The organism is Serratia plymuthica (genome assembly GCF_018336935.1).
GTDB classification, from domain to species: domain Bacteria; phylum Pseudomonadota; class Gammaproteobacteria; order Enterobacterales; family Enterobacteriaceae; genus Serratia; species Serratia plymuthica_B.
In genome coordinates, this window is sequence record NZ_CP068771.1 from 1,072,433 (window position 1) to 1,097,905 (window position 25,473).

Consider the following 25,473-nt stretch of genomic DNA (forward strand, 5'->3'; position numbering starts at 1 on the left):
AACCATGTGGTATTTTGCCTGGATCCTCGGAACGCTTCTTGCCTGTGCCTTCGGTATCATTACGGCGCTGGCGCTTGAGCACCACGAAGATTCAAAAGCGCAGCAAGACGGCAAGTGATGAGTGCGTCATTGGCTGACAAGCTGTACGCCATGACTGACAAGGGCCCGGTTCGGGCCCTTTCATTGGTGCTGGCGTTGATTTTGGCGGGCTGTATTTTCTGGGATCCGACCCGCTTTGCGGCGAAGACCAGCTCGCTGGAGATTTGGGAAGGCCTGCTGCTTATTTGGGCGGTGTGCACCGGCGTGATTCACGGCGTCGGGTTCCGGCCGCAGCGTTCGTTATGGCGCGCTTTTTTTGCGCCACTTCCGGCAATTGTGATCCTGGCCGCAGGATTATTTTACGTTTCTTTATAATCTCCGTTATATCCCCGTGTTATGGGCCGTTCAGGCCCATAATTATTTTCGTTCCCTTCTTGTAACCCATTCCCAACCCGATCCGTCTTGCGTATAGTAGCACCGTTAAATTGCATTGCTGGGAAGTAGAGTGAGTAATACGTTGTTTCGATGGCCGGTTCGCGTTTACTACGAGGATACCGATGCCAGTGGTGTGGTCTATCACGCCCGCTATGTCGCCTTTTTTGAAAGAGCGCGCACCGAGATGCTGCGTCACCACAACTTTCATCAACAGCAGCTGCTCAGTGAACATATCGCTTTCGTAGTCCGGCGCATGACGGTGGATTATCTGGTTCCGGCTCGTCTCGACGAACAGCTGGAAGTGCAGAGTGAAATCATCTTAATGCGCGGGGCTTCTCTCACGTTTGCTCAACGTATTGTCAATTCTGACGGAACTCTTTTGAGTCAGGCCGATGTGTTGATTGCATGCATTGATCCACACCAAATGAAGCCGATAGCGCTTCCTAAGTCTATTGTCGCGGAGTTTAAGCAGTGAATGAGATGAACATCCTAGATTTATTCTTGAAGGCAAGCCTGCTGGTTAAGCTTATCATGTTGATTTTGATATGCTTCTCAGTGGCCTCCTGGGCGATCATCATTCAGCGCACCCGCATCCTTAATGCGGCCACGCGTGACGCCGAGGCCTTTGAAGACAAATTCTGGTCCGGTATTGAACTTTCCCGTCTGTATCAGGAAAGCCAGGCACGTCGCGATAGCCTGACCGGCTCCGAACAAATTTTCCATTCTGGTTTCAAAGAATTCGCTCGCTTGCACCGCGCTAACAACCATGCGCCGGAATCGGTGATCGAAGGCGCGTCACGCGCCATGCGCATCTCGATGAACCGCGAGCTGGAAACGCTGGAAAACCACATTCCTTTCCTCGGCACCGTGGGGTCGATCAGTCCGTATATCGGTTTGTTCGGCACCGTGTGGGGGATTATGCACGCCTTTATCGCACTGGGTGCGGTGAAACAGGCCACGCTGCAAATGGTAGCACCGGGTATCGCCGAAGCACTGATCGCAACCGCCATCGGTTTGTTTGCCGCTATCCCGGCCGTTATGGCCTATAACCGTCTCAACCAGCGCGTTAACAAGCTTGAGCAGAATTACGACAACTTTATGGAAGAGTTTACCGCTATTCTGCATCGTCAGGCCTTCTCCAGCGACAGCAAATAAGTAGGAGGTAGCATGGCGAGAGTTCGTGGACGCAATCGGCGCGAGCTGAAGTCCGAAATTAACATAGTTCCGTTGCTCGACGTGTTGCTGGTGCTGTTGCTGATCTTTATGGCAACCGCGCCGATCATCACCCAGAGCGTTGAGGTTGATCTGCCTGATGCCACCGATTCCAAGGCGGTGTCCAGTGACGATAACCCGCCGGTGATCCTCGAGGTTTCCGGTGTCGGTCAATATACGCTGGTGGTGGATCACAACCGCATGGAGTTGTTGCCGCCGGAGCAGGTTGCAGCCGAAGCCAAGTCGCGTTTAGCGGCTAACCCGAAGACGGTCTTTTTGATCGGCGGGGCGAAGGAAGTACCCTACGATGAGATTATCAAGGCATTGAATATTCTTCATCAGGCGGGCGTCGCTTCCGTGGGGCTGATGACCCAGCCAATCTGACCACAAGGTTAGAGGCAACCCGGTTCCTGTGCTGCGGCGCAGGAACCCCGTATAAGCAACACCAGTTTTTGGGAATCTATTTTGGTAAAGGCAACTGAGCAAAACGATAAGCTGAACCGCGCCGTTATTGTTTCGGTCGTTCTGCACTTCATATTGATTGCCCTGCTGATTTGGGGATCGCTGCAAGAAAACGTCAACATGGACAGCGCCGGCGGTGGCGGCGAAGGTTCGGTCGTCGGTGCAGTGATGGTCGATCCTGGGGCAGTGGTGGAGCAGTACAACCGCCAGCAACAGCAGAGTAACGACGCGCAGCGTGCTGAAAAGCAGCGCCAGAAAAAAGCGGAGCAACAGGCCGAAGAACTTCAGCAGAAGCAGGCGGCGGAACAACAACGCCTGAAAGAGCTGGAGAAAGAGCGTTTGACCGCGCAGGAAAAAGCGGCGCAGGACGCGAAAGAACAGGCTGAACAGCAAAAGCAGGCCGCAGAGCAGCAAAAGCAAGCGGCAGAACAGCAGAAACAGGCCGCCGAGCAACAAAAGCAGGCCGCTGAACAGCAAAAAGTAGCCGAGAAGGCTGCGGAGAAAGCCAAAGAACAACAGAAAGTAGCGGAAGCCGCCGCCGCCAAGGCCAAGGCCGAAGCGGATAAAGTTGCCAAGGCACAGGCGGACGCGCAGAAGAAAGCGGAAGCTGAAGCCAAGAAAGAAGCCGCCGCTGCCGCTGCCGCCAAGAAACAGGCGGAAGAAGCGAAGAAAGCGGCTGCCGCTGAGCAAAAAGCGACTGAAGCCGCAGAGAAAAAAGCGGCTGCTGACGCCGAGAAGAAAGCCGCAGCGGAAGCTGAGAAGAAAGCTGCAGCGGAAGCCGAGAAAGCCGAGAAAAAGGCAGCGGCTGACGCCGAAAAGAAAGCGGCCGCAGAGGCTGAGAAAAAAGCGGCTGCCGCCGAGAAGGCCGCAGCCAAGAAAGCCGCAGCGGATGCCAAGAAGAAGGCGGCTGCCGCCGCTGCTGAGCAGTCTTCCGATGTGAACGATCTGTTTGGCGACCTGGCGGACGGTAAGAACGCACCGAAAGGCGGCGGCGCCAAGTCTGGCGGCGCTAAGTCGAAGGGCGACGGTAAACCTGCCGGTCAGGGCAATGCCAAGACTGCAGGGGCCAGTGGGGCTGATATTAATGGTTATAAAAGTCAAATTCAGGCAGCTATAAAGAGCAAGTTCTACGGTGCTTCGGATTACAGTGGGAAAACCTGCGATCTGCGTATCCGCTTGGCTCCTGATGGTTTATTGATTAGCGTTCAGGCGGCGGGTGGCGATCCTGCCTTATGTCAGGCAGCGGTAGCAGCAGCAAGATCGGCAAATATTCCTAAACCGCCGAGCGATGCCGTTTATCAGCAATTTAAGAGTTCTATTCTTGAATTTAAACCACAGTAATGGTTGTCTGAGCTAAGTCATATCGCAGGGATGTACTAAGGTAACCAACAGGGATTATGTAGTTTTGTTTGCGTTGGTTTGTTAAAATTCTGCTAATTTATCGCAGGCATCCCGCCTGGATAAGGGAGATGAGATGAAGCAGGCATTTCGAGTAGCGTTAGGTTTTTTAATACTGTGGGCGTCCGTTCTTCACGCGGAAGTTCGCATCGAAATCACCCAAGGGGTCGACTCCGCTCGTCCTATTGGCGTGGTACCGTTTAAATGGGCTGGCCCAGGCACGCCTCCGGAAGATATTGGCAAGATTGTCGGCGCAGATTTGCGCAACAGCGGCAAATTCAACCCTATTGACGTGGCGCGCATGCCGCAGCAACCGACCTCCGCGTCTGAAGTGACGCCGGCGGCCTGGACTGCATTGGGCATTGACGCGGTCGTGGTCGGCCAGGTGCAACCTGGTGCAGACGGCGGCTACCTGATCTCCTATCAGCTGGTGGACACTTCAGGTTCACCGGGCACCGTATTGGCGCAAAACCAGTATAAAGTGACCAAACAATGGTTACGTTATTCTGCACACACCGCCAGTGATGAAGTGTTCGAGAAGCTGACCGGTATCAAGGGCGCATTCCGTACCCGTATCGCTTACGTAGTGCAGACCAACGGCGGGAAATTCCCGTACGAGCTGCGCGTAGCGGATTACGACGGTTACAACCAGTTTGTGGTACACCGTTCACCGGAGCCGCTGATGTCCCCGGCCTGGTCGCCGGATGGCAGCAAACTGGCGTACGTGACCTTTGAAAGCGGCCGTTCTGCGCTGGTCGTACAGACCCTGGCTAATGGTGCTATCCGTCAGATCGCTTCGTTCCCGCGTCACAACGGTGCACCGGCGTTCTCACCGGACGGCAGCCGTCTGGCCTTCGCGCTGTCTAAAAGCGGCAGCCTGAACCTGTACGTGATGAATCTCGGCTCTGGCCAGATCACGCAAATCACCGACGGGCGCAGCAACAATACCGAACCGACCTGGTTCCCGGATGGCCAGTCTCTGGCATATACCTCCGATCAGGGCGGCCGACCGCAGATTTATAAAGTCAGTGCCAGTGGCGGTGCGTCACAGCGTCTGACGTGGGAAGGCTCTCAGAATCAGGATTCTGAAGTCAGCTCTGATGGTAAATTCCTGGTGATGGTGAGCTCCAATGGCGGCGCTCAGCATATCGCCAAACAAGATCTTGGATCGGGAGCCGTTCAAGTTTTAACGGGCACGTTCCTGGACGAAACGCCTAGTATTGCGCCAAATGGCACCATGGTGATCTATAGCTCCACGCAAGGTATGGGCTCCGTGCTGCAACTGGTATCGACTGATGGGCGTTTCAAAGCGCGTCTTCCGGCAACTGATGGACAGGTCAAATTCCCTGCCTGGTCGCCGTATCTGTGATGCATGTGTAAATATGTATGGCAAACTATAAAAGGATCAAAGAAATGCAACTGAACAAAGTGCTGAAAGGGCTTCTGCTGGCACTGCCAGTTCTGGCTGTAGCGGCTTGTAGTTCTAACAAAAGCGCAAACAACGACCAATCTGGTCTGGGCGCTGGCGCTGGCACTGGTACAGAAAACGGCAGCAGCAACCTGTCTTCTGAAGAACAAGCTCGTCTGCAGATGCAAGAACTGCAGAAGAACAACATTGTTTACTTCGGCCTGGACAAGTATGACGTGAGCTCCGAGTTCGCTCAGATGCTGGACGCACACTCTGCATTCCTGCGTAACAACCCGTCTTACAAAGTGACCGTTGAAGGCCACGCGGACGAACGCGGCACGCCGGAATACAACATCGCTCTGGGCGAGCGTCGTGCTAACGCAGTTAAAATGTACCTGCAAGGCAAAGGCGTTTCAGCTGACCAGATCTCTATCGTTTCTTACGGTAAAGAAAAACCAGCAGTACTGGGCCACGACGAAGCGGCTTATGCTAAAAACCGTCGTGCCGTTCTGGTTTACTAAGAGAATCGCATGAACAGTAACTTCAGACGTCACTTGTTGAGTCTGTCGTTACTGGTTGGCGTAGCGGTCCCATGGGCCGCTACTGCCCAAGCGCCAATCAGTAATGTCGGCTCCGGCTCGGTCGAAGACCGTGTCACTTCACTTGAGCGTATCTCCAATGCTCAGGGCCAGCTTTTAAACCAACTCCAGCAACAACTCTCTGACAACCAGCGCGATATTGATTCTCTCCGCGGGCAAATCCAGGAAAGCCAATATCAACTGAATCAGGTTGTTGAACGCCAAAAGCAGATCTATCAACAGATGGATAGCATCAGCCAGGGCGGCGCTCAGAGCTCCGCAGCCGCTGCGGGTGCCGCAGGTGGGGCAGCAGCGGCTGCCTCTACCGACGGCGCTGACAGCGCGTCTGCGGGCGCCTCAGCGGCTGCTCCGGCCAGTACGGGCGATGAAAACAGCGACTACAACGCCGCTGTTTCATTGGCGCTGGAAAAAAAACAGTATGATCAGGCGATCGCCGCTTTTCAGACCTTCGTAAAACAGTACCCAAAGTCTACTTACCAACCCAACGCCAATTATTGGCTGGGGCAGTTGTTCTACAACAAGGGTAAGAAAGACGATGCGGCCTACTATTTTGCCGTCGTGGTGAAGAATTACGCAAAGTCACCTAAGGCGCCGGACGCAATGTACAAGGTGGGTATCATCATGCAGGAAAAAGGGCAGGCCGATAAAGCCAAAGCCGTGTTCCAGCAGGTGATTAAACAATACCCAACCAGTGCTGCGGCCAAACAGGCGAAAAGTCGCGTTGCCGGTTAACAAGCAAAAAAATGAGCCCAGAAATTAGTCTATCTGACCGCTTTCTGGGCTCATTCGTGTGAAGAACAAGCAGTTGAACCACTTGTTTTAAAATTTAAGTTGCGCTGCCAAGATAAATTAGTAATATATGCCGCCGTTGCCAAGACATCTTGCAAGATGTTAAAGCAGCTAGGAAATTGGGTCGTTAGCTCAGTTGGTAGAGCAGTTGACTTTTAATCAATTGGTCGCAGGTTCGAATCCCGCACGACCCACCAATTTCTGAAGTAGTAGCAGTAACCACACTAGTGGGTGATTAGCTCAGTTGGTAGAGCATCTCCTTTACACGGAGGGGGTCGGCGGTTCGAGCCCGTCATCACCCACCACTGCTGTGGGTCGTTAGCTCAGTTGGTAGAGCAGTTGACTTTTAATCAATTGGTCGCAGGTTCGAATCCCGCACGACCCACCATTTTTAGATGTGATTACGATGTGGAATCGTAAGGGTGAGAACCGTAAAGGTTCGAGTCTCGCAAAGCGAGACAACATCACGCAGTGATGGCCCAAAGGGTGAGGCGCAAGCCGAATAATCCCGCACGACCCACCATTTCAGAGTTGTTTTTCCGCAATACAAATCCTCGGTTTTGTATTCATAGTTCAGCAGTAAACCACGTCAGTGGGTCGTTAGCTCAGTTGGTAGAGCAGTTGACTTTTAATCAATTGGTCGCAGGTTCGAATCCCGCACGACCCACCATTTTAGACGTGATTACGATGTGGAATCGTAAGGGTGAGAACCGTAAAGGTTCGAGTCTCGCAAAGCGAGACAACATCACGCAGTGATGGCCCGAAGGGTGAGGCTGAAAGCCGAATAATCCCGCACGACCCACCATTGTTATTGCAGCGAGTCTCTCTCCTGCTTACGCAGTTCAGCAGTAAACCACATCAGTGGGTCGTTAGCTCAGTTGGTAGAGCAGTTGACTTTTAATCAATTGGTCGCAGGTTCGAATCCCGCACGACCCACCATTTCTCAAAGTACTTCAGCACTTTTCCCAAACTCAAATATTACATAACGCACGAATCGTGTGGGTGAGACCCTGCGTTCAGGTTCGAGCATCGCGCAGCGATACGACAACGCGTAGCGTTGCCCGAAGGGTGAGGCCAAAGGCCGAATCAATCCCGCACGACCCACCATCTAATCCGTTCCCTTTCTCCTCAGGAATGCATTTTGCTTCCAGCAGACTCTCTGCTTTTATCAAAAATTCAATCCATTAAACGCTATAAACGTAATAGTGAAAATATCAGCGGACTTTTGGCGTATTTTTAGGTATTTTGTTTAGTATATAAAACGAGTGGCGGTTGCGAAGGGGAGACCCGTGCAGCAGACACCCAGCCTAGCACAGAGACGATTGCAGCGATGAGTGAAATGTTTGATGTCAATGCGGCGGTGTACCCGTTCCCGCCCAAACCGGTGCCGCTGGACGTAGCGGAAAAGGCGTTTTATCGCGAGAAGATTAAAACCCTGCTCAAGCAGCGCAATGCGGTGATGGTGGCCCATTACTACACCGATCCGGAAATTCAGGCGTTGGCGGAAGAGACCGGTGGCTGCGTGGCGGATTCGCTGGAGATGGCGCGCTTTGGCAGCAATCACCCGGCTTCGACTCTGCTGGTCGCCGGCGTGCGCTTTATGGGGGAAACCGCCAAGATCCTCAGCCCTGAAAAACAGGTGCTGATGCCAACGCTGAACGCCGAGTGTTCGTTGGATCTCGGTTGCCCGGAAGAAGAGTTTCATGCATTTTGCGACAGCCATCCGGATCGTACCGTGGTGGTCTACGCTAATACTTCAGCTGCGGTCAAGGCGCGCGCGGATTGGGTGGTAACATCCAGCATCGCCGTAGAGTTGATAGAACACCTCGACAGCCTGGGCGAAAAAATCATCTGGGCGCCGGACCGCCATCTGGGCAACTATGTGCAAAAGCAGACAGGTGCCGACGTGCTGTGCTGGCAAGGGGCCTGTATCGTCCATGATGAGTTTAAAACCCAGGCGCTGATGCGCATGAAGGCCCTGTACCCGGAAGCGGCGATACTGGTGCATCCAGAGTCCCCACAGGCGGTGGTCGATTTGGCCGATGCGGTCGGCTCAACCAGCCAGCTGATTCAGGCGGCCAAAACGCTGCCTAACCCGCAGCTGATTGTTGCCACAGATCGCGGCATTTTTTATAAGATGCAGCAGGCCTGTCCGGATAAAGAACTGTTCGAGGCCCCGACAGCCGGCGAAGGCGCTACCTGCCGCAGTTGCGCTCACTGCCCGTGGATGGCGATGAACGGCCTTAAGGCGATTGCCGACGGGTTGGAGCAGGGCGGCGCCCTGCATGAAATCCACGTGGATGCCGCGCTGCGCGAAAAGGCGCTGATCCCGCTTAACCGGATGCTGGACTTTGCCGCGCAACTGAAAATGCAGGTTAAAGGAAACGCCTGAGTTAACTCTTTGATAAGGAAGAACAGATGAGCTTTTTCAGTACCAGCAATATCTTGGTGCACATCCCGCTGGGGGCGGGCGGTTACGATCTGTCATGGATTGAAGCCATAGGGACCTTGTTCGGCCTGCTATGCATCTGGTACGCCAGCAAAGAGAAAATTATCAACTATCTGTTTGGCCTGATTAACGTCACGCTGTTTGCGGTGATTTTCTTTCAGATCCAGCTTTACGCCAGCCTATTGCTGCAGCTGTTCTTTTTTGTCGCCAATATTTACGGCTGGTATGCCTGGAGCCGCCAAACCCAGGACAATCAGGCCGAGCTGCAAATCCGCTGGCTGCCGTTACCGAAAGCGCTGGCTTGGGCGGCGGTGTGCGTTATCGGCATTGCCCTGATGACCTTCAATATCGACAGCGTCTTTGCCTGGCTGACGCAGCTTGCGGTGACGGTAATGCAGGGAGTAGGCCTTAACGTGCAGATGCCGCAACTGCAACCGGATGCTTTCCCGTTCTGGGACTCGGCGATGATGGTGTTGTCGATTGTGGCGATGATTTTGATGACGCGCAAATACGTGGAAAACTGGCTGTTGTGGGTGGTGATTGACGTCATCAGCGTGGCGATTTTCGCCTATCAGGGTGTGTACGCCATGGCGCTGGAATACGTGATCCTGACGCTGATTGCGCTGAACGGTTCCTGGTTGTGGATCAAAAGTGCAGGTCGCAACCATTCCCTGCCGTTATCTTCCTCGCAATAACAAACGCAGAGGGCGCCAAACTGGCGCCCTCGTACTTTTAGTGGTGATGACCCAGATGTGAATGCGAGCCGGAATGTGAGTGGTCACTCGGCTCGGGTGCCCGATTAATCCCGCAGTCCGGAGTATCGCAGTGCTGATATTCCATCTGAATGGTGACATGGCCGATCCGGTAGTGTTCCAGCAGATAAGCCTGAATGCGGCGCAGCAGGCCATCGTGGTCGTTTGGCGGTATCACCTGCGCATGCAGCGTCATCAGTTTCTGTTCGCCAATCTGCCAGACGTGAACGTGATGGATATTGCGCACTTCAGGGATATTCAGGCACAGGTCTTTTTGCAGTTTGTTGATATCTACCTCCTGCGGCGTGCCTTCCAGCAACTCGTGGAAGCTCTCTTTCAGCAGCCGCCAGGCGCTGCGTACCACCAGACAGGACACCAGAACCGACAGTATCGGGTCAATCGGCGTCCAGCCGGTGCTCAGGATCACAATGGCGGCAACGATGGCCCCCACCGAGCCCAGCAAATCCCCCAACACGTGCAACGCAGCGGCCCGCACGTTGATGTTCTTCTCTTCCGTACCGCGGTGCAGCAGCCAGAAGGCGAACAGGTTAGCCAGAAGCCCCGCTATGGCGATGATCAGCATCGGCACACCCATCACCGGCTGTGGCTCGAAGAAACGCCGTATCGCTTCCCACAGGATGAATACCACGATCACCAACAGGGCGGCGGCATTGAGAAACGCCGCCAGCGTGGTCAGGCGCAAATAGCCGAAGGTATGGCGTGCGTTGGGTTTACGCTGTGAAAAGTGTACCGCCATCAGCGCCACCAGCAGCGCCGCCGCGTCGGTGAGCATATGGCCGGCGTCGGCCAGCAGCGCCAGCGAGCCGGAAATCAGCCCGCCTGCCACTTCGGCGATCATAAATACCGCAGTGACTAAAAAAGCGGTCAGTAGGCGTTTACTATTACTGTTTTTTGGCTGATGTGCCTGTGGGGAGTCCGTCATTATTTATCCTTATGTATAGCGAAATACGGCGCGTCAGTGGTGACCAGTCCGTCCAGTTCTATCAGTATCTGTTCTACCAACGCGCTCAGTTCAGTATAGGCGGCCTGAGCCAATACCCCTTCACGGCCGCTTTCCACCAATAATTGGCACAGGTTTGCCGTCTCCGGCCGCTGCAACATCAGCAGGCTGCCCTTGATGCGATGTGCGGCCTGCCCAAGGCTCGGCCAGTCTTCGCTCTCCGCCGCCTGGTCAAGTCGTTGCCGGTCTTGTCGCAGCGTGGAGATCAGCGTGGTGGCCAGGCGTTGCGCCATCAGCCGATCATTGCCGGCCATATCGCCCAGCACCCGTTTTAGGTCAGTAAGGGCTAACTGCCGTTCCAGCGCCTGCGGTTGCTGCGGTAACGCCTGGGCAATGGCGGCCAGTGAAATCGGTTTGGTCAAAAAGCGATCGACAAACGCCCGTCCCTGCGGAATGCGGGTAAATTCCTGCACGTCTGCCGAACAGAGAATAATCTGGCAGGCCGGGCGACGATAGCGCTGTTCATCGCGGCGTATCAGTCGCGCCAATGTCAGGCCGTCCGGGCGCGGCATGTTGTAATCGATGAACAGCAGATCAAACGGCTGCCTGCGGTGAACTTTCAGCAGTGCATAACCGTGTTCGAACAGTGCCGGCTGCAGGCCGAAGTGACGCAGTTGCCGTTCCATCAGCAGCAGGTTGGTCGGGTGATCGTCAATCAGCGCCACGCGCAGCGTGGAGGGCGACGGCAGGCTGAGCGGTGGGTCGGTCTGGCGGAGGGGAGCGGTATCCAGGGGGGCCTGGGTAACCGGCACCGAAACCTTGACCTGCGTACCTATGCCGGGTTGCGATTGCAGCTCAATCCGGCCGCCCATTTGCTCGATAATTTCCTTGCAGATAGACAATCCCAGCCCGGTACCCTGTACCGATACGCGCTGTGCGCCGCGGGCGCGGTAGAAGGGTTGGAACAGTTTGCCGATCTCATCGGGGGCGATACCACAGCCGCTATCGGTCACCGTCAGTAACAACTCGCCCTGTTGTTTATCCTGCTCGCGCCAGCCGATATTGACCTGAATGCTGCCGCGCGGAGTGAATTTAATGGCGTTATTTATCAGGTTGTTAGCTACCTGAAGTAAACGCTCACCATCAATAACAACGGCGGCAGGAAGTGGGTGGCCGGCGGTAACGCTCAAGGTTACCGGGCGTTCGCCGATCAGCGGCTGATACAGCGCGCTGATATGGGCTAGCCAGGGTTGCAGCGCCAGGGGCTTTGGCGCCAGCGTCAAGGTTCCGGTTTCCAGCCGGGCGTAATCTTGTAAATCATTAAGCAGATTGAGCAAGGATGACGCCGAACTGTAAATCACCGGCAGCCCCTCCGGCATTGGCCGGCGTTTCAGCTCCAGTTCCAGCAGGCCGAGTATGGCGTGCATGGGCGTGCGCAGTTCATGGCTGATGGTGGCCAGAAACTTGCTTTTCATCCTGTTCTCGGCTTCGGCCTGGCGGCGTGCCTGCTCGATCACTTCACGCTCGCGCTTTTCCCTGCGCTGCAAAATAAACCGGCGCAATGTCAGCGCCAGCAGCAGCAGGATCGCCGCTGCGAGTAGCGCCAGCAGCCAGGTAGTTTGCGGCTGCATGCGGTTGTCGTTCACCGCGTCAATCAGGTTGCTGCGATCGACAATCCACTCATCGCGCAGCGATTGCAGGGTTTCCGAGGGGATCTGCATCAGGTTTTTATCGAGGATAGCCAGCAGCAGCGGCTGATCCTGGCGCACGCCGAACGCCACCGGATAGGCGACGTTATTGGCGGCGAACGCCAGTTTTATTGCCCCGGAATAACGTGACAGGGCGATAAAGTTCGCCGAGATCACGTTATCCACCAGCGCATCCAACTGGCCGTTGGCCAGGGCGTCGTACATGGCCTTGCTATCGGCAAAGCGCACCGGCTCTTCGTGCGGAGGGACCAGCCCCTGCGCCAGATCGCCTTGCAGTACGCCGATGCGCTTGCCGGCCAGATCGTTCCAGGTAGAAATCCCGTTGGCATACTGACCTACATAAACCCCCCACAACGAACGGTGAATCGGCATGCTGGTGCTGTAACGTGCCTTAACGCCGCGCGCCAGCGGCAGAGCGGTGCGGAAACTGGCCTGGCCGGACAACACCAGTTGATCTGCCTGTTCGGCATTGCGCGCCCATAGCGGAGCAAAACGCAGCCCGGTGTTTTGCGCAATGATATTGAGTATGTCGATAGCGTAGCCGCGCGGTTGGTTGTCGGAGCCGCGATAGGCGAACGGGAAGTTATCCTCTATGGCGGCGTAATAGACGGTGGGGTGTTTTGCTACCCAGTTTTTTTCCATCTGCGTCAGATCGGCGTTGCCGGTATCGAGATAACTGGGGATCTTTTTGCTCCAGCGGCTTTGAATGGCGTTCATCAACTCCATGGGCGTATCGGCGATGGCGACGTTGAGGGTGTCGATCAGCGCCGGGTTGTCGGCGGCGAAGACGAAAGACAGGTTACCGAGATTGACCGTGCTTTCGATCTGATAAAGCTGGCCGAGCTGCAACTGGTCAATAATAAAGCTGGCGCTGGCTTCGTCGGCAATAAAGTAATCGCTGCTGCCGTTCAGCAAGGCATACACCGCCTGCAGGTTATTGTCATAACGCTGCACGTGGGAAGACACCGCCTTCAGCGCGTTGCCGGCCTGCATATCGGTCAGGGTACTGATCGCCACTCGCGCATCGGCGGAGTTCAGCATCACCTGGCGGTCATTGCTCCGATCGCGCAGTACGCGCAGGTTGCTGACGTAATAAGGCTGGGAGATTTTCAGATCCTCCAGCGCCTCATTCTGCGGAATGCCGTACACCAGATCGATAACGCCGCTGTGCAGCGCCTGTTCGAGCTGCGGCAAATCGGCGAAGCCGTAAATCTGAAAGCGGATGCCGGTAACTTGCTGGATATAACCGAGGTAGTCGGCGTTCAGCCCGTACAGATCGTCGTCCACAATAATGTTATAGGGGCTGGCATTCTCGCTGATGATACCCACACGCAGCGTAGCGTCGCGCCAGGGATTTTTCTCGCTGGCAATCAGCATATCCGCCGGAATATTCAGGCTGCTGACCAACCGATAAGGCACCGGTTGCGCCGCGTAGGCGAGGTTGCACAGCATCGCCAATAGCAGCAGAACGCCACGCATCATGGCGTCAGTTCTCTAAATACCGCCACCAGTTCCAACAGGTTGCCGGCGCCGGTTTTGCGCAGAATATTCTTCTTGTGGGTGCTGACGGTTTTGTTGCTGATGTTCAGCATCTCGGCAATTTGCAGATTGGACAGCCCCTTGCTGAGCAGGCCGAGGACTTGCAGTTCTTTGGGTGTCAGTAGCGTTCCCTCCGCCGATTGCGTTTCTTCCGCCATCGCGCCGGCGGGAAAACTCGGCTCCCCGGCCAGCACGGTTTCAATTGCCTGCACCAATTGTTCAAGCCGGCTGCCTTTATGCACAAACCCGTTAGCGCCGGCCGCCCAGGCCATGCGCGCGTAGATCTCTTCTTCCTGCGCGGTGTAGATCAGGATCGGTTGTTGCGGGTAGTGGCGGCGGATCTTTTTCAGCAGTTGCAAGCCGTCTACCTGCGGCAGGCCGATATCCAGAATGACCAGCGAAAAATCGGCGCTGGCCAATTGGGCCAAGGCCTGAACATCGTCCTGTACCGCCTGCAGGCTATAAGGGCAGGAAGACTTCATTAGCGCCGCTTCCAGTGCGACATGAACCACCGGGTGGTCATCAACTAATAACAGAGAAGGCATGGTTTGGCTCAAGTAGCGGTATCCTGATCGCTAGCATAGCGAAAAAGGAGCCACTGCGCTCTCCCGATGAAACAGCACAATCTACTGATAACTTGGTCGTTCAGCCGCGAGGCGGCTAAGGTGATTTACAGCGCTACCCTCACAGGCTAAATTGGTTGGATCTATACCCGTCGCCTTTCAAGTCGCAGCGTTGTTACCTGCACTCACTCACCCCAGTTACTTACTTAAGTAAGCGCCTGGGAATGAGTGAACTGGGCGCCTAGCTGCAACTTGAAATTCATAGGGTATGCGCTTTGTGAAATACCGCCCCTCGATACCGAATGGAAAAGTTATGAATTACCAAAATGATGATCTACGCATTAAAGAAATTAAGGAACTCCTGCCACCGGTGGCCCTGTTAGAGAAGTTTCCGGCCACTGAACGTGCAGCTGAGACGGTGTCCCTGGCGCGCAGTGCAATTCACAAGATCCTTCGCGGTAACGACGATCGCCTGCTGGTGGTTATCGGCCCATGCTCGATCCACGATACCAAAGCGGCAAAAGAGTATGCCGAGCGCTTGCTGACGCTGCGCCAGGAACTGAGCGGCGAACTGGAAGTGGTGATGCGCGTTTACTTTGAAAAACCGCGTACCACCGTGGGCTGGAAAGGGCTGATCAACGATCCGCTGATGGATAACAGCTTCCAGATCAACGACGGTCTGCGCCTTGCCCGTAAGCTGCTGTTGGATATCAACGATAGCGGTTTGCCGGCTGCGGGGGAATTCCTCGACATGATCACCCCGCAGTACCTGGCGGATCTGATGAGCTGGGGCGCGATCGGCGCACGTACCACGGAATCCCAGGTGCACCGCGAGCTGTCTTCCGGCCTGTCTTGCCCGGTTGGTTTCAAGAACGGCACCGACGGCACCATTAAAGTGGCGATTGACGCCATCAACGCGGCCAGCGCACCGCACTGTTTCCTGTCGGTGACCAAATGGGGCCACTCGGCGATCGTTAACACCAGCGGTAACGGCGATTGCCACATTATTCTGCGCGGCGGCAAAGAGCCGAACTACAGCGCGGCGCACGTGAAAGAAGTCAAAGACGGGCTGGTCAAAGCGGGCCTGCCGGCGCAGGTGATGATCGACTTCAGCCACGCCAACAGCAGCAAGCAGTTCAAAAAGCAGTTGGACGTGAATGCGGACGTGTGCAAACAGGTCGCCGGCGGTGAAAAAGCGATTATCGGCGTGATGATCGAAAGCCATCTGGTGGAAGGCAACCAGAATCTGGAAAGCGGCGAGCCGCTGGTCTATGGCAAGAGCGTGACAGACGCTTGCATCGGCTGGGAAGACACGGAAACCGTGCTGCGTGAGTTGGCGGCAGCCGTGAAAGCGCGCCGCGCCTAATATCCCCGTCGTCTTTCAAGCCGCAGCGTTGTTACCTGCTTACAAGGTCCATCCATGGACCTTGCCCTTTCAGGGCCGCTGCTGGCAGCGTTCAAATCTGTTCCCGACAGATTTGTCGCTCACCCCAGTTACTTACTCAAGTAAGCGCCTGGGGATGAGCGAGCTGGCCGCCTGGCTGCAACTTGAAAGCCATAGGGGATAGGATGTGGAGTTTCTTAATAAAAAAAAGCCCCCGGCCAAAACCGGGGGCTTTTTAGATCAACGGGCGAAAATTACTTCGCTTTACCCTGGTTTGCCACGGCGGCCGCTTTAGCAGCGATCTCGTCGGCATTACCCAGATAGTAACGTTTGATTGGCTTGAAGTTTTCGTCGAATTCATACACCAACGGCACGCCGGTTGGGATGTTCAGTTCGAGGATCTCATCTTCGCTCAGCTTATCCAGGTATTTCACCAGCGCACGCAGCGAGTTGCCGTGAGCGGCAACGATAACGCGCTCACCGCTTTTGATGCGTGGCAGAATTTCTTCGTCCCAGTAAGGGATCACGCGATCGATGGTCAGCGCCAGGCTTTCGGTCAGCGGCAGCTCTTTTTCGGTCAGCGCCGAGTAACGTGGATCGTGGCCCGGGTAACGCTCATCATCTTTGGTCAGCTCTGGTGGGGTAACGGCGAAGCCGCGACGCCATTGCTTAACCTGCTCGTCACCGTATTTTTCAGCGGTTTCAGCCTTGTTCAGACCCTGCAGCGCACCGTAGTGGCGTTCGTTCAGCTTCCAGGATTTTTCAGTCGGCAGCCAGGCCTGATCCAGTTCGTCCAGAATGTTCCACAGGGTATGGATCGCGCGCTTCAGTACGGAGGTGTAAGCAAAGTCAAAAGAGAAACCTTCATCTTTCAACAGCTTGCCTGCAGCTTTCGCTTCGGTGCGACCTTTGTCGGACAAATCAACATCATACCAACCGGTAAAGCGGTTTTCGTTGTTCCACTGGCTTTCGCCGTGACGCACCAGAACCAGCTTAGTTACAGCCATAGCTTAACTCCTTAATAATCTGACATTTCAATGATAACGAAAATCATTATATTGCCGCGGCCGGTGGCTCGGCAATCGATAGTGTCTAACCATAGCCAATTTCTTGCCGCAAAGTAAGTACTGTTCTGAGGAAAAGCTGAATCGATCAGGCGGGCGTCACGGGGGAAACCGGCACGGCGGAATCAGATCCGGCCGTGCCGCTGGCGAAGGGCAATCAGGCTGATTTTTTCAGACAGTTGCTCATAAAGGTTTTACGCTCGTCGCCTTTCAGGCTTTTAGCTTTGGCGTCGGCGTTGCAGGTTTTCATTTTCTGCTGTTGCGGCGTCAGGGTTTTCGCTGCGGTGGAACCTTCTGCCTTCAGGCAGGTGCTCATGAAGGTGGAACGGTCCGCGCCTTTCAGCGTTTTGGAGGAGGCTTGTTGATTACAATCAGTCATGCGCTTTTGCTGTGCAGCCTGCGCCGGCGAAGGCGTTTTTGCTGCGGTTGCGGTATCGGCAGCCATCAGGTTGGTGCTCAGCAGTAAACCCGCCAGTAATGGGAGTGCAGTAATCAGACGCATAGGTGTTCCTTCAGCTATTGACCGGCCAGAGATGGCCGAAAATTGTGACGCAGCACAAGAGGTTGTGCTTATCACCGTAGCCTGATTCTAGTGTGCGCTTTGGAATAAGGAAAGGCAGGTGCCGGTGGGGCCGGCGTGTAAAAAGGTAAGCATTTATAACAAAGGGCCCCTGGCCGCATGGCAAGGGGCGCGACGGGTCAGATAGGATAAAACTGATAATGGGTGGCGCTTTGATATTGCTGCCCCGGTTTGAGCCAACAGTCCGGCTGCGGCCATTCCGGGTGGTGCGGGCTGTCCGGCAAAAACTCGCTTTCCAGCGCTATGCCGGCGTAACTGGCATAGTTGCCGCCATCACGTGCCGGCGTGCCGTCCAGGTAATTGCCGCTGTACAGTTGCAGCGCCGGAGCGCTGGTGAATACGCTCATCTGCACCTGACCGTCCGCCGACCACAGGTGCGCCGCCGGGCAGTCCAGAGCGCCGCAGGTACGGTGCAGCAGATAGGCATGATCGTAGCCTTTTACCCGCTGCTGATCGCGGTCGCGCAGGAAATCCTGCAGCAGCGTTTTCGGGTGGCGAAAATCCATGCCGCTGCCGTCTACCGGCGTGAGTTCGGCGTTGGGTATGCCCTCGCTGTCGACCGGCAGATAACGGTCGGCAAACAGTTGCAGCCGTTGCCGGCGGGCGTCGGTGCCGGCGCCATCCAGGTTGAAATAAGCGTGGTTGGTCAGATTGACCGGGCAGGCGCGATCGGTCCGGGCCTGATAACTGATTTCCAGCCGGTTATCGGCAGTGAGCCGGTAATTGACCTCAACCTCGAGATTGCCGGGAAATCCCTGGTCGCCGTCGGGTGAATGCAACGCGTAGCTCACCTGCTGCGCATCTTGCCGAACAATCCGCCAGCGGCGGGCGTTGAAGCCTTCCGGCCCGCCATGCAGTTGGTGCTCCCCTTGGTTGGCGAGCAGCGGATGCGGCTTGTTGCCGATCAGCAGACTGGCGTAACCGATGCGGTTGGCATAGCGCCCGACGGTGGCGCCAAGATAGGCCGCCTGCCGCTGATAGTCCGCCGGAGTCCGGCAGCCCAACAGCAGTTCACGCGTTTCGCCCGATTTCAGCGGCAGCACGGCGGAAAGCCAGGTGGCGCCCCAATCCATCAGCGTGACCGTCATCCCACCGGCGTTTTGCAACCGGGTTAGCTGGTAAGGCTGGCCATCAGGGGCCAGTTGCAGGCTGTCTGTCAGCATATTCCGGCCCCCGCTGATGCCTTGCAAACGTAAAAGGTTTCTTTCAGTCCGTTGGTTTGCAATGGATATTCGCGCGTCACCGTCTCGCGCACCGGCTCCACCAGCTCTTGCGGCATCAGCGCCACGATGCAGCCGCCAAAGCCGCCGCCGGTCATGCGCACGCCGCCGCGATCGCCGATAACGCTTTTGACGATCTCAACCAATTGGTCGATCGGCGGTACGGTAATGGCAAAGTCATCCCGCATTGAAGCGTGAGATTCCGCCATCAGCCTGCCCATCAGTTTCATATCGCCCGCCGCCAAGGCATCTGCGGCGGCCAGGGTGCGATCGTTTTCAGTGATCACGTGGCGCGCTCGCTTGGCGACGATCGGATCCAATTCATGCTGGATCGGGAAGAACAGTTCCGGGCTGACGTCGCGCAGCGCCTTGACGCCGAAGAAGCGTGCGGCGGCTTCGCATTGTTCGCGACGGGTGTTGTATTCGCTGTCCACCAGCCCGCGCTTCACGTTGGAGTTGATGATGACCACGGCAATATTTTCCGGCACCGACACCGCACGGGTCTCCAGTGAACGACAGTCGATCAGTAAGGCATGATCCTGTTCACCGAGCGCGGAAATCAGCTGATCCATGATCCCGCAATTGCAGCCGACGAACTGGTTCTCCGCCTCCTGGCCATTCAAAGCCAGCGCTACGCCATCGAGCGGCAGTTCATACAGTGCCTGCATCACCTGGCCAACGGCCACTTCCAGTGAGGCGGAAGAGCTGAGGCCGGCGCCTTGCGGCACGTTGCCGGCGATCACCAGATCCGCGCCGCCAAAATTGGCGTTGCGCAGTTGCAGGTGTTTGATTACGCCGCGCACGTAATCGGACCAAAGCTGATTCGGGTGGCTGACGATCGGATCGTCGAGCGAAAATTGATCCAGTTGGCCATCGTAATCGGCCGCGATCACGCGTATCTGGCGATCGTCACGCCTGGCACCGGCGATCACCGTCTGGTAATCAATGGCGCACGGCAACACGAAACCGTCGTTATAGTCGGTATGTTCACCGATCAAATTCACTCGTCCAGGCGCTTGAATGGTCAGTGCGGGCGCGTAGCCAAAACGTTCGGTAAAAATGGCGTGGGTAATATTTTTCAAACTCATCATTCGGCTCCGGCTTCACGGTAATGAATGTCGTTAACGGCGCGCAGACGTTCTGCCGCCTGTTCTGCAGTCAGATCTCGCTGGGTTTCCGCCAGCATCTCGTAACCCACCATAAATTTGCGCACCGTGGCGGAGCGCAGCAGCGGCGGATAGAAATGCGCATGCAACTGCCAGTGGCGGTTATCCGCATCATTGAACGGCGCACCGTGCCAGCCCATGGAATAAGGGAAAGAACACTGGAACAGATTGTCGTAGCGGCTGGTCAGTTTTTTCAGCGCGACGGCCAGGTCGCTGCTCTGTGCGGCGCTCAGATCGGTAATGCGTTGCACGGCGGCCTTCGGCAGCAGCAGCGTTTCAAACGGCCAGGCGGCCCAATAGGGCACCACGGCCAGCCAGTGCTCGGTTTCTACTACCGTCCGGCTGCCGTCCGCGAGTTCGCGCTGTACGTAGTCCACCAGCAGGGGGGACTGGTGTTGTTGGAAATATTCGCGCTGCAAGCGATCTTCATGCTCGACTTCGTTCGGCAGGAAGCTGTTGGCCCATACTTGTCCATGCGGGTGCGGGTTGGAGCATCCCATCGCCGCCCCTTTGTTTTCAAATACCTGTACCCACGGATAGCTGCGCCCGAGATCGGCAGTTTGCTCCTGCCAGGTGGCAATCACCCGTTCCAGTGCCGCAAGCGTCAGTTCCGGCAGGGTTTTACTGTGATCGGGGGAGAAACAGATGACCCGGCTGGTGCCGCGCGCGCTCTGGCAGCGCATGAGCGGATCCCGGCTTTCCGGTGCCTGCGGCGTATCCGTCATCAGCGCGGCGAAGTCATTGGTGAATACATAGGTGTTCTGATAATCCGGGTTTTTATCGCCGGTAACGCGGGTATTGCCTGGGCAGAGGAAGCAGTCCGGATCGTGCTGCGGCAGCGTTTCCTGCTGCGCGGGTTCCTGTTGACCCTGCCATGGGCGCTTGGCGCGGTGCGGCGACACCAGTACCCATTGACCGGTCAGCGGGTTATAGCGGCGATGGGGATGATCGATGGGATTAAAATCCGTCATTGCGGTTCCTTTTTCTTGGCCGGCGCGGCTGAATGTAATCGCTTTCATCAATGCCAGGCGCACCCTTTACAGATTAAAATAGATAACGATGCGCAAAAAGATAGCATGCCCGACAGAGCAAAAAGGTGATCCAGAGCGAAAAATGGAATCGTTTACACTTGGGTGCGACAAGAAGGGATACAGGTAACACAACAGGGGTTACAGAACGGAGCGGGTAGGGTGAGAAACAGGATGATAGCGTTTTCATCCATATCGCCGGCAGGAGGATCCCTGCCGGCTGATAACGTCAGGGATGTTGATACAGTGGATAAGTGAATAACAGCAGATGCGTGAGGTTAAGCCCGAAATGGAACAGGATCGGCACCCACAGGCGGCCGCTCCACATCCATGCCAGGCCGTAAATCAAACCGGCAAGCGTGGCAAATACCACCATCAGCATGCCGCCGGCCAGATGCGCGGCGCCAAACACCAGTGCTGCGATAATCAAGGCCGGCCAGGCGCCCAACCACTGGCTAAGGCGCTGTTGCAAATAACCGCGGAACAGCGCTTCTTCCGCCATACAGACAAAGAACAGGTTGGCCATCACAAACGCCAGGATCCAGCCCGGTGCATGCGGTTCAATCTTCAAGCCGCCGAGCGCCACCGCCACCAGCAGTAAGGCAGGCACTGCGGCTATCAGCGCGATCCAACCGGTTTTACCGACGCTTTTGCCGGTTTCAGCGGCAAATAATGTCGGCAGGCAGGCAAACAACAGGAATGGCACCAGCGCTTTGTCGAAATTGTAATACATGGTGAACGGCGCGCTGAGCGGACCGGGTTTTTCACCGTCGATCATCAACTGATTATGGAACCCCGGCACCAGATGCAGGAATAGCGCCACGCAGCTTGCCACCACCAGCACTTCCAGCGGCATTGCCAGATTACGTTGGGCGCGGTAATGGTGTCGCAGGCCGGCCAGTGCAGCAATGACCAACACGCAGCCCAGGCTGATCGGGGTCAATATCCCGTGATACATCCCCATGCCCGCCGATGCGGCCAGAAATAACCAGGCAATCAGCCGGTTAAATGGCAAAAAGAATAACGAAATCGAAAGTACGCCCCACATAACTCTATCCCTTTAAAATATGCACACAGCGCTCAGTGCCTGTGCGGCGTGTGAGTATGGCGAAGTTGAGCGCTATGGCGAATAGTAACATAGAGAGGTTACAGCAAAGGTCCGGACAGTGATCTGAAGCGAGTTTATTCGGCAACTGTCTGATTTAGCCTTTCATCCAGGCCTGCGAACGGGTGATTTCCGCCAGGTTTTGCAAGATATCCAGGCTTTGCTGGTGTATCTCCTCGCTCGCTGCGGCGCACAAATCCTGCAATACGGTGACCTGAAAACCGGCATCGTGCGCCTGTCGCGCAGTGCTTTCAATTGCCAGCGGGGTGCTGACGCCCCCCAGCAACAGGTGATGGCAACGATGCTGCTGCAACCAGGCTAACAAATTGTTACCGGCAAAGGCGGAAACGGCATGCTTTTCGAATTGAAAATCCACCGGCAATACCTGTAACGCCTTGTCCCATTGGCAACCGGGGCTGCTCAAACGCAGGGCGCCTATCTGTTTAAGGTGGTTGAACAAGGGAGAGTGGGGAGGGATATCGTGATAATCGTCGGCAAACCCCACGCGTACCCAAATCACCGGAATTTTGCGTACGCGCGCGTAGGCCGCGGCAGCGTTGGTGTTGGCAATCAGGTTATGCGCCACCACCTGTTCACGGCAGTGATTCGCGCGCCCCTTGGGGCCAATCAGATCCTCAATCAGATCGATAATAATCAGTGCAGCGGACATGGCCTCTCCAAAAATGAATCCCTCATCCCCTTATGATAAAAGGCCCACTGCGATGTGTTGCGGAGGAAGTGTTGCCGGATATGTCGTCGGAGGAGTGCCGGGGCCGCCCCTCCGCAGGATAATCCGGGATATCAGGCCAACCGATCGTGCTGATAGCGGTAACCGTCGCCGTCGGGCAAAAAGCTCAGGCGGTGAGTAATGCACTGTGGCGCGTCTTCCGCATGGTGGGAAACAAACAGCAACTGGGTGGTGCCCTGGCCGATCAGCACGTCGATAAAGCGGCGCACCAACTGGCGATTGAGCGGATCCAGGCCTTGCAGCGGTTCGTCGAGGATCAGCAATGTCGGATGCTTGACCAGCGCACGGGCAATCAACGCCAGCCGTTGTTGACCCCAGGACAAACTGTGAAACGGCATATCGCCGCGTGAACCGCCCAACCCCAATAGCGCCAACCATTGGTCGGCCAACTGCCGCTGCCGGTCAGACACGGCCTGATAGATGCCGATGGAGTCGAAAAAGCCGGACAGGATCACGTTGCGTACGTTCGAGCTGACGCGATAGTCCAGATGCAGGCTGCTGCTGACGTAGCCGATATGGCGCTTGATGTCCCAGATGGTTTCTCCGCTGCCGCGACGGCGGCCGAACAGGGTAAGATCGTTGCTGTAGCCCTGTGGGTGATCGCCGGTGATCAGGCTGAGCAGGGTAGATTTACCGGCACCGTTCGGGCCGACGATTTGCCAGTGCTCACCGGGATTGACCTGCCAGTCGAGATGATTAAGGATGGGGCGATCGTTGTAACTGACCACGCCGTCACGCAGCATGATTAACGGTTGATCCGCCGGCAAGGTGGGTTTCTGGGCCGGATCCTCGGTTTCCGGCAGCGCCAGGCCATGCAGATTTTCGCTGTGCGCCAATTGCGCCACCAGCGCGTCCGCCATCACCTGTTGGCGCGAGCCCTGGCTTGCCAGAGTGCAATCCGCCAGCACCCCCACCTGCCGGATAAAGTCCGGCACCTCGTCAAAACGGTTGAGCACCAGCACCAGGGTGTAACCCTGTTCGGAGAGAGAGCTCAGCAGCGCAGCCAATTGCGCGCGGGAATTCACGTCCAGGCCGTCGAAGGGTTCATCCAGGATCAGCAAGTCGGGCTGCGGCATTAATGCCCGGCACAGCAAGGTCTTGCGTGTTTCGCCCGTGGAAAGGTACTTGAAACGACGCGTCAGCAGCGGAGTGATGCCGAACTGTGCGGCCAGTTGCGCGCAGCGCTCCGGGTCTTTCACTTCTTCTTGAATGATTTCCGCCGCGGTGCGGCCGGTGTCTTCTTCGCCGGGGCTGAGCAGGTCGGTATTGTTGCGTTGCCATTCGTCGCTGACCAGTTTTTGCAACTGCTCGAAGGAGATGCGCACCTGGCGGCTGAAATCGCTGCGACGTTCGCCACTCAGCAACACCAGCTCATCGGCCAGCGCACGCGCCAGGGCGGATTTTCCGCTGCCGTTGGCGCCGACAAAGGCCCAGCTGTCGCCAGACTGAATCTCCAGCGCATCCAGCGTCAGGGTTCGGGTATCGCTTAAGCGAAATGAACCTTGCGAAATGTGCAACGATGACATTACCTATTCCTTATTGTGCAATTATTTGATTTAGAAATAGGCGTATTGCCGTATGAAGTCAATCGGCAAAAACGCAACGTTACGTTGCGTTTAACACAACGTGGCGACAATCACCCGATCGGCGTTAAACAGGGCGTGTACCGCGCTGCCGGGCTGCAGTTTAAGCTGCTGCAGTTCCTGGTTGGCCACCGTGGCGCACAGGGTTTCGCCGCCAGTCAGCGTCACCAGCACTTCGCTGTGATCGGCGCCTGGCTGGATGCTGGCCACCACGCCCGCCAGCGCATTGTCCGCCGCCCCGGCGAGGGCCGGATCGCTATTCAGTTTCACCCATGGCGCTTTAATCAGCGCCAACACTTCCTTGCCGGGGGCGAGCTGCAACCGGTCGGCGCTCTGTTGGGTAAGGGCCGCGCTGAGACGGGTTTTGCCATCGCTCAGTAAAATCTCCAGATGCTGCTGCACCTGCCGATGGTCGCGCTCGATGACGGTGCCGAAGAACTGATTACGCGCGCTGGTTTGCAGCGAAAAGCGTGAAATTGCCGCCAGCAGGCTGTCGAGCGGCAGGTTGTCTTGCTGCAATACGTCGAAGGCCTTTTGCTGGATTTGGCCCAGCAGATCGTAAAGCTGGATCAGCCGTTCACCGTAGTGAGTGACCTGAGCGCCGCCGCCGCCTTTGCCGCCGGTGGCGCGTTCCACCACCGTTTGTTCCGCCAGTTGGTTCATTTCATTGATGGCGTCCCAGGCACTTTTATAGCTGATGCCCGCCAGTTTGGCGCCCTGGCTGATGGAGCCGGTGTGCCGGACCTGCTTGAGCAGCGCGATGCGGCGTGGATCGGCGAACAGTTTCTGCTGGAGTTTTAGGGTAAGGAGGATTTCGGCCTGCATAACGCGTCCTGTCGGCTGCAAAAGCCTTATTGTCGCCGATTTGCCGGCAAAGCGCCAAAATGGCACGTTTGGCCGGTTACAAATTTCACCCGATGTTTAAAATAGCTGCGTTTTAGCGGCTATTTTGGTTTAAAATAGCGCTACGTAGCGGTGTCAATTACCGCTCAATGGGCAGTTAAGTGAGGCTACCATGTTGGAATTATTAAAAAGTTTGCTGTTCGCTGTGGTAATGGTGCCGGTGGTCATGGCGATCATCCTCGGCCTGATCTACGGTTTGGCGGAAGTGTTCAACATTTTCTCCAAAGTGGGCCGCTCGAAAGAAAACCGCACTCAGCACTGATCGTCACCCATTTCCCTCTCAATGCCCGCCGGCGCCGTTCGGCGGGTGTTTCTCAAGATATGTCCTCCCCTGCCGATAAACCGCATGACAAGCTTCTGCGCAACGTTATATTATT

At 56.1% G+C, this 25,473-nt stretch carries 25 protein-coding genes, 5 tRNA genes and 3 other RNA genes; 21 read left to right on the plus strand and 12 right to left on the minus strand.

Features of this window, described 5'->3' with window-relative positions:
* The first annotated feature begins 4 nt into the window (after positions 1 to 4).
* The 19 genes from cydX to pnuC all read left to right on the plus strand — a co-directional run bounded on the left by cydX (position 5) and on the right by pnuC (position 9,486).
* Positions 5 to 118 carry a cytochrome bd-I oxidase subunit CydX gene (cydX, locus tag JK621_RS05040; RefSeq protein WP_004949761.1) on the plus strand — a complete coding sequence of 38 codons (114 nt, stop codon included), beginning with the start codon at positions 5 to 7 and terminating at the stop codon, positions 116 to 118.
* Positions 118 to 414 carry a cyd operon protein YbgE gene (ybgE, locus tag JK621_RS05045; RefSeq protein WP_212558874.1) on the plus strand — a complete coding sequence of 99 codons (297 nt, stop codon included), beginning with the start codon at positions 118 to 120 and terminating at the stop codon, positions 412 to 414. The genes cydX and ybgE overlap by 1 nt, the downstream gene beginning before the upstream one ends.
* Positions 415 to 544: 130 nt before the next feature.
* Complete coding sequence (ybgC, locus tag JK621_RS05050; protein WP_212558875.1) at positions 545 to 949, plus strand: tol-pal system-associated acyl-CoA thioesterase; 405 nt, start codon at positions 545 to 547, stop codon at positions 947 to 949.
* Entirely contained in the window at positions 946 to 1,629 is a 684-nt protein-coding gene (tolQ, locus tag JK621_RS05055; RefSeq protein ID WP_006324117.1) for a Tol-Pal system protein TolQ, read from the plus strand. Before ybgC ends, tolQ begins: the two co-directional genes overlap by 4 nt.
* Positions 1,630 to 1,641: 12 nt before the next feature.
* Positions 1,642 to 2,070 carry a colicin uptake protein TolR gene (tolR, locus tag JK621_RS05060; protein WP_004949769.1) on the plus strand — a complete coding sequence of 143 codons (429 nt, stop codon included), beginning with the start codon at positions 1,642 to 1,644 and terminating at the stop codon, positions 2,068 to 2,070.
* An 81-nt stretch (positions 2,071 to 2,151) separates the two neighbouring features.
* Entirely contained in the window at positions 2,152 to 3,489 is a 1,338-nt protein-coding gene (gene tolA / locus JK621_RS05065) for a cell envelope integrity protein TolA (protein WP_212558876.1), read from the plus strand.
* 133 nt (positions 3,490 to 3,622) lie between these two features.
* Complete coding sequence (gene tolB, locus JK621_RS05070; protein ID WP_212558877.1) at positions 3,623 to 4,915, plus strand: Tol-Pal system beta propeller repeat protein TolB; 1,293 nt, start codon at positions 3,623 to 3,625, stop codon at positions 4,913 to 4,915.
* Positions 4,916 to 4,959: 44 nt separating this feature from the next.
* Positions 4,960 to 5,475 carry a peptidoglycan-associated lipoprotein Pal gene (gene pal, locus JK621_RS05075; protein ID WP_013811931.1) on the plus strand — a complete coding sequence of 172 codons (516 nt, stop codon included), beginning with the start codon at positions 4,960 to 4,962 and terminating at the stop codon, positions 5,473 to 5,475.
* Between the two features lie 9 nt (positions 5,476 to 5,484).
* Positions 5,485 to 6,285 (plus strand): cell division protein CpoB, encoded by an 801-nt coding sequence (gene cpoB / locus JK621_RS05080; protein ID WP_212558878.1) that lies wholly within the window; start codon positions 5,485 to 5,487, stop codon positions 6,283 to 6,285.
* A 178-nt stretch (positions 6,286 to 6,463) separates the two neighbouring features.
* Positions 6,464 to 6,539: transfer RNA gene (locus JK621_RS05085), tRNA-Lys, on the plus strand.
* Between the two features lie 32 nt (positions 6,540 to 6,571).
* Positions 6,572 to 6,647: transfer RNA gene (locus JK621_RS05090), tRNA-Val, on the plus strand.
* A gap of 7 nt (positions 6,648 to 6,654) precedes the next feature.
* Positions 6,655 to 6,730: transfer RNA gene (locus JK621_RS05095), tRNA-Lys, on the plus strand.
* A gap of 14 nt (positions 6,731 to 6,744) precedes the next feature.
* A non-coding RNA gene (locus tag JK621_RS05100) (RtT sRNA) lies at positions 6,745 to 6,865 on the plus strand.
* A 71-nt stretch (positions 6,866 to 6,936) separates the two neighbouring features.
* Positions 6,937 to 7,012 (plus strand) — tRNA-Lys (locus tag JK621_RS05105).
* 13 nt (positions 7,013 to 7,025) lie between these two features.
* Positions 7,026 to 7,147, plus strand: a non-coding RNA gene (locus JK621_RS05110) — RtT sRNA.
* Between the two features lie 58 nt (positions 7,148 to 7,205).
* Positions 7,206 to 7,281 (plus strand) — tRNA-Lys (locus JK621_RS05115).
* 43 nt (positions 7,282 to 7,324) lie between these two features.
* Positions 7,325 to 7,449, plus strand: a non-coding RNA gene (locus tag JK621_RS05120) — RtT sRNA.
* Positions 7,450 to 7,672: 223 nt separating this feature from the next.
* Positions 7,673 to 8,734 carry a quinolinate synthase NadA gene (nadA, locus tag JK621_RS05125; protein ID WP_013811933.1) on the plus strand — a complete coding sequence of 354 codons (1,062 nt, stop codon included), beginning with the start codon at positions 7,673 to 7,675 and terminating at the stop codon, positions 8,732 to 8,734.
* Positions 8,735 to 8,760: 26 nt separating this feature from the next.
* Positions 8,761 to 9,486, plus strand: coding sequence for a nicotinamide riboside transporter PnuC (pnuC, locus tag JK621_RS05130; protein WP_212558879.1), 726 nt, complete (start codon positions 8,761 to 8,763; stop codon positions 9,484 to 9,486).
* Between the two features lie 37 nt (positions 9,487 to 9,523).
* Here the strand turns inward: pnuC and zitB are convergent, their stop codons facing one another.
* Genes zitB through JK621_RS05145 form a run of 3 tightly spaced genes read right to left on the minus strand, consistent with a single transcriptional unit; the run spans position 9,524 to position 14,297 of the window.
* A complete protein-coding gene (gene zitB / locus JK621_RS05135; protein WP_212558880.1) occupies positions 9,524 to 10,486 on the minus strand; it encodes a CDF family zinc transporter ZitB in 963 nt (320 codons plus the stop codon).
* Positions 10,486 to 13,695 carry an ATP-binding protein gene (locus JK621_RS05140; protein ID WP_212558881.1) on the minus strand — a complete coding sequence of 1,070 codons (3,210 nt, stop codon included), beginning with the start codon at positions 13,693 to 13,695 and terminating at the stop codon, positions 10,486 to 10,488. Before JK621_RS05140 ends, zitB begins: the two co-directional genes overlap by 1 nt.
* Positions 13,692 to 14,297, minus strand: coding sequence for a response regulator (locus JK621_RS05145; RefSeq protein WP_212560126.1), 606 nt, complete (start codon positions 14,295 to 14,297; stop codon positions 13,692 to 13,694). Before JK621_RS05145 ends, JK621_RS05140 begins: the two co-directional genes overlap by 4 nt.
* 331 nt (positions 14,298 to 14,628) lie before the next feature.
* Here JK621_RS05145 and aroG point away from each other — a divergent pair, with 331 nt between their 5' ends.
* A complete protein-coding gene (aroG, locus tag JK621_RS05150) occupies positions 14,629 to 15,681 on the plus strand; it encodes a 3-deoxy-7-phosphoheptulonate synthase AroG (RefSeq protein WP_212558882.1) in 1,053 nt (350 codons plus the stop codon).
* A 272-nt stretch (positions 15,682 to 15,953) separates the two neighbouring features.
* Here aroG and gpmA read toward each other — a convergent pair whose 3' ends face one another.
* The 9 genes from gpmA to modE form a co-directional block, all read right to left on the minus strand.
* A complete protein-coding gene (gene gpmA, locus JK621_RS05155; RefSeq protein WP_013811938.1) occupies positions 15,954 to 16,706 on the minus strand; it encodes a 2,3-diphosphoglycerate-dependent phosphoglycerate mutase in 753 nt (250 codons plus the stop codon).
* A 214-nt stretch (positions 16,707 to 16,920) separates the two neighbouring features.
* Entirely contained in the window at positions 16,921 to 17,265 is a 345-nt protein-coding gene (locus JK621_RS05160; RefSeq protein WP_212558883.1) for a PsiF family protein, read from the minus strand.
* 197 nt (positions 17,266 to 17,462) lie between these two features.
* Complete coding sequence (galM, locus tag JK621_RS05165) at positions 17,463 to 18,506, minus strand: galactose-1-epimerase (RefSeq protein ID WP_212558884.1); 1,044 nt, start codon at positions 18,504 to 18,506, stop codon at positions 17,463 to 17,465.
* The gene (galK, locus tag JK621_RS05170) at positions 18,500 to 19,651 is read right to left on the minus strand and encodes a galactokinase (RefSeq protein ID WP_212560127.1); all 1,152 of its coding nucleotides are present in this window, start codon (positions 19,649 to 19,651) and stop codon (positions 18,500 to 18,502) included. The genes galM and galK overlap by 7 nt, the downstream gene beginning before the upstream one ends.
* Positions 19,651 to 20,700, minus strand: coding sequence for a galactose-1-phosphate uridylyltransferase (galT, locus tag JK621_RS05175; RefSeq protein WP_212558885.1), 1,050 nt, complete (start codon positions 20,698 to 20,700; stop codon positions 19,651 to 19,653). Before galT ends, galK begins: the two co-directional genes overlap by 1 nt.
* A gap of 286 nt (positions 20,701 to 20,986) precedes the next feature.
* Positions 20,987 to 21,805 carry a CPBP family intramembrane glutamic endopeptidase gene (locus JK621_RS05180; protein ID WP_212558886.1) on the minus strand — a complete coding sequence of 273 codons (819 nt, stop codon included), beginning with the start codon at positions 21,803 to 21,805 and terminating at the stop codon, positions 20,987 to 20,989.
* A 154-nt stretch (positions 21,806 to 21,959) separates the two neighbouring features.
* Entirely contained in the window at positions 21,960 to 22,532 is a 573-nt protein-coding gene (locus tag JK621_RS05185; protein ID WP_212558887.1) for a cysteine hydrolase family protein, read from the minus strand.
* Between the two features lie 131 nt (positions 22,533 to 22,663).
* Entirely contained in the window at positions 22,664 to 24,136 is a 1,473-nt protein-coding gene (gene modF, locus JK621_RS05190) for a molybdate ABC transporter ATP-binding protein ModF (protein ID WP_212558888.1), read from the minus strand.
* Between the two features lie 90 nt (positions 24,137 to 24,226).
* Positions 24,227 to 25,018: a molybdenum-dependent transcriptional regulator gene (gene modE / locus JK621_RS05195; protein WP_212558889.1), complete on the minus strand. Its 792-nt coding sequence runs from the start codon at positions 25,016 to 25,018 to the stop codon at positions 24,227 to 24,229.
* 190 nt (positions 25,019 to 25,208) lie between these two features.
* On the opposite strand from modE, the gene JK621_RS05200 reads away from it, so the two are divergent.
* Positions 25,209 to 25,358, plus strand: a complete 150-nt coding sequence (locus JK621_RS05200; protein WP_004941845.1) for an AcrZ family multidrug efflux pump-associated protein — start codon at positions 25,209 to 25,211, stop codon at positions 25,356 to 25,358.
* Positions 25,359 to 25,473 lie beyond the last annotated feature (115 nt).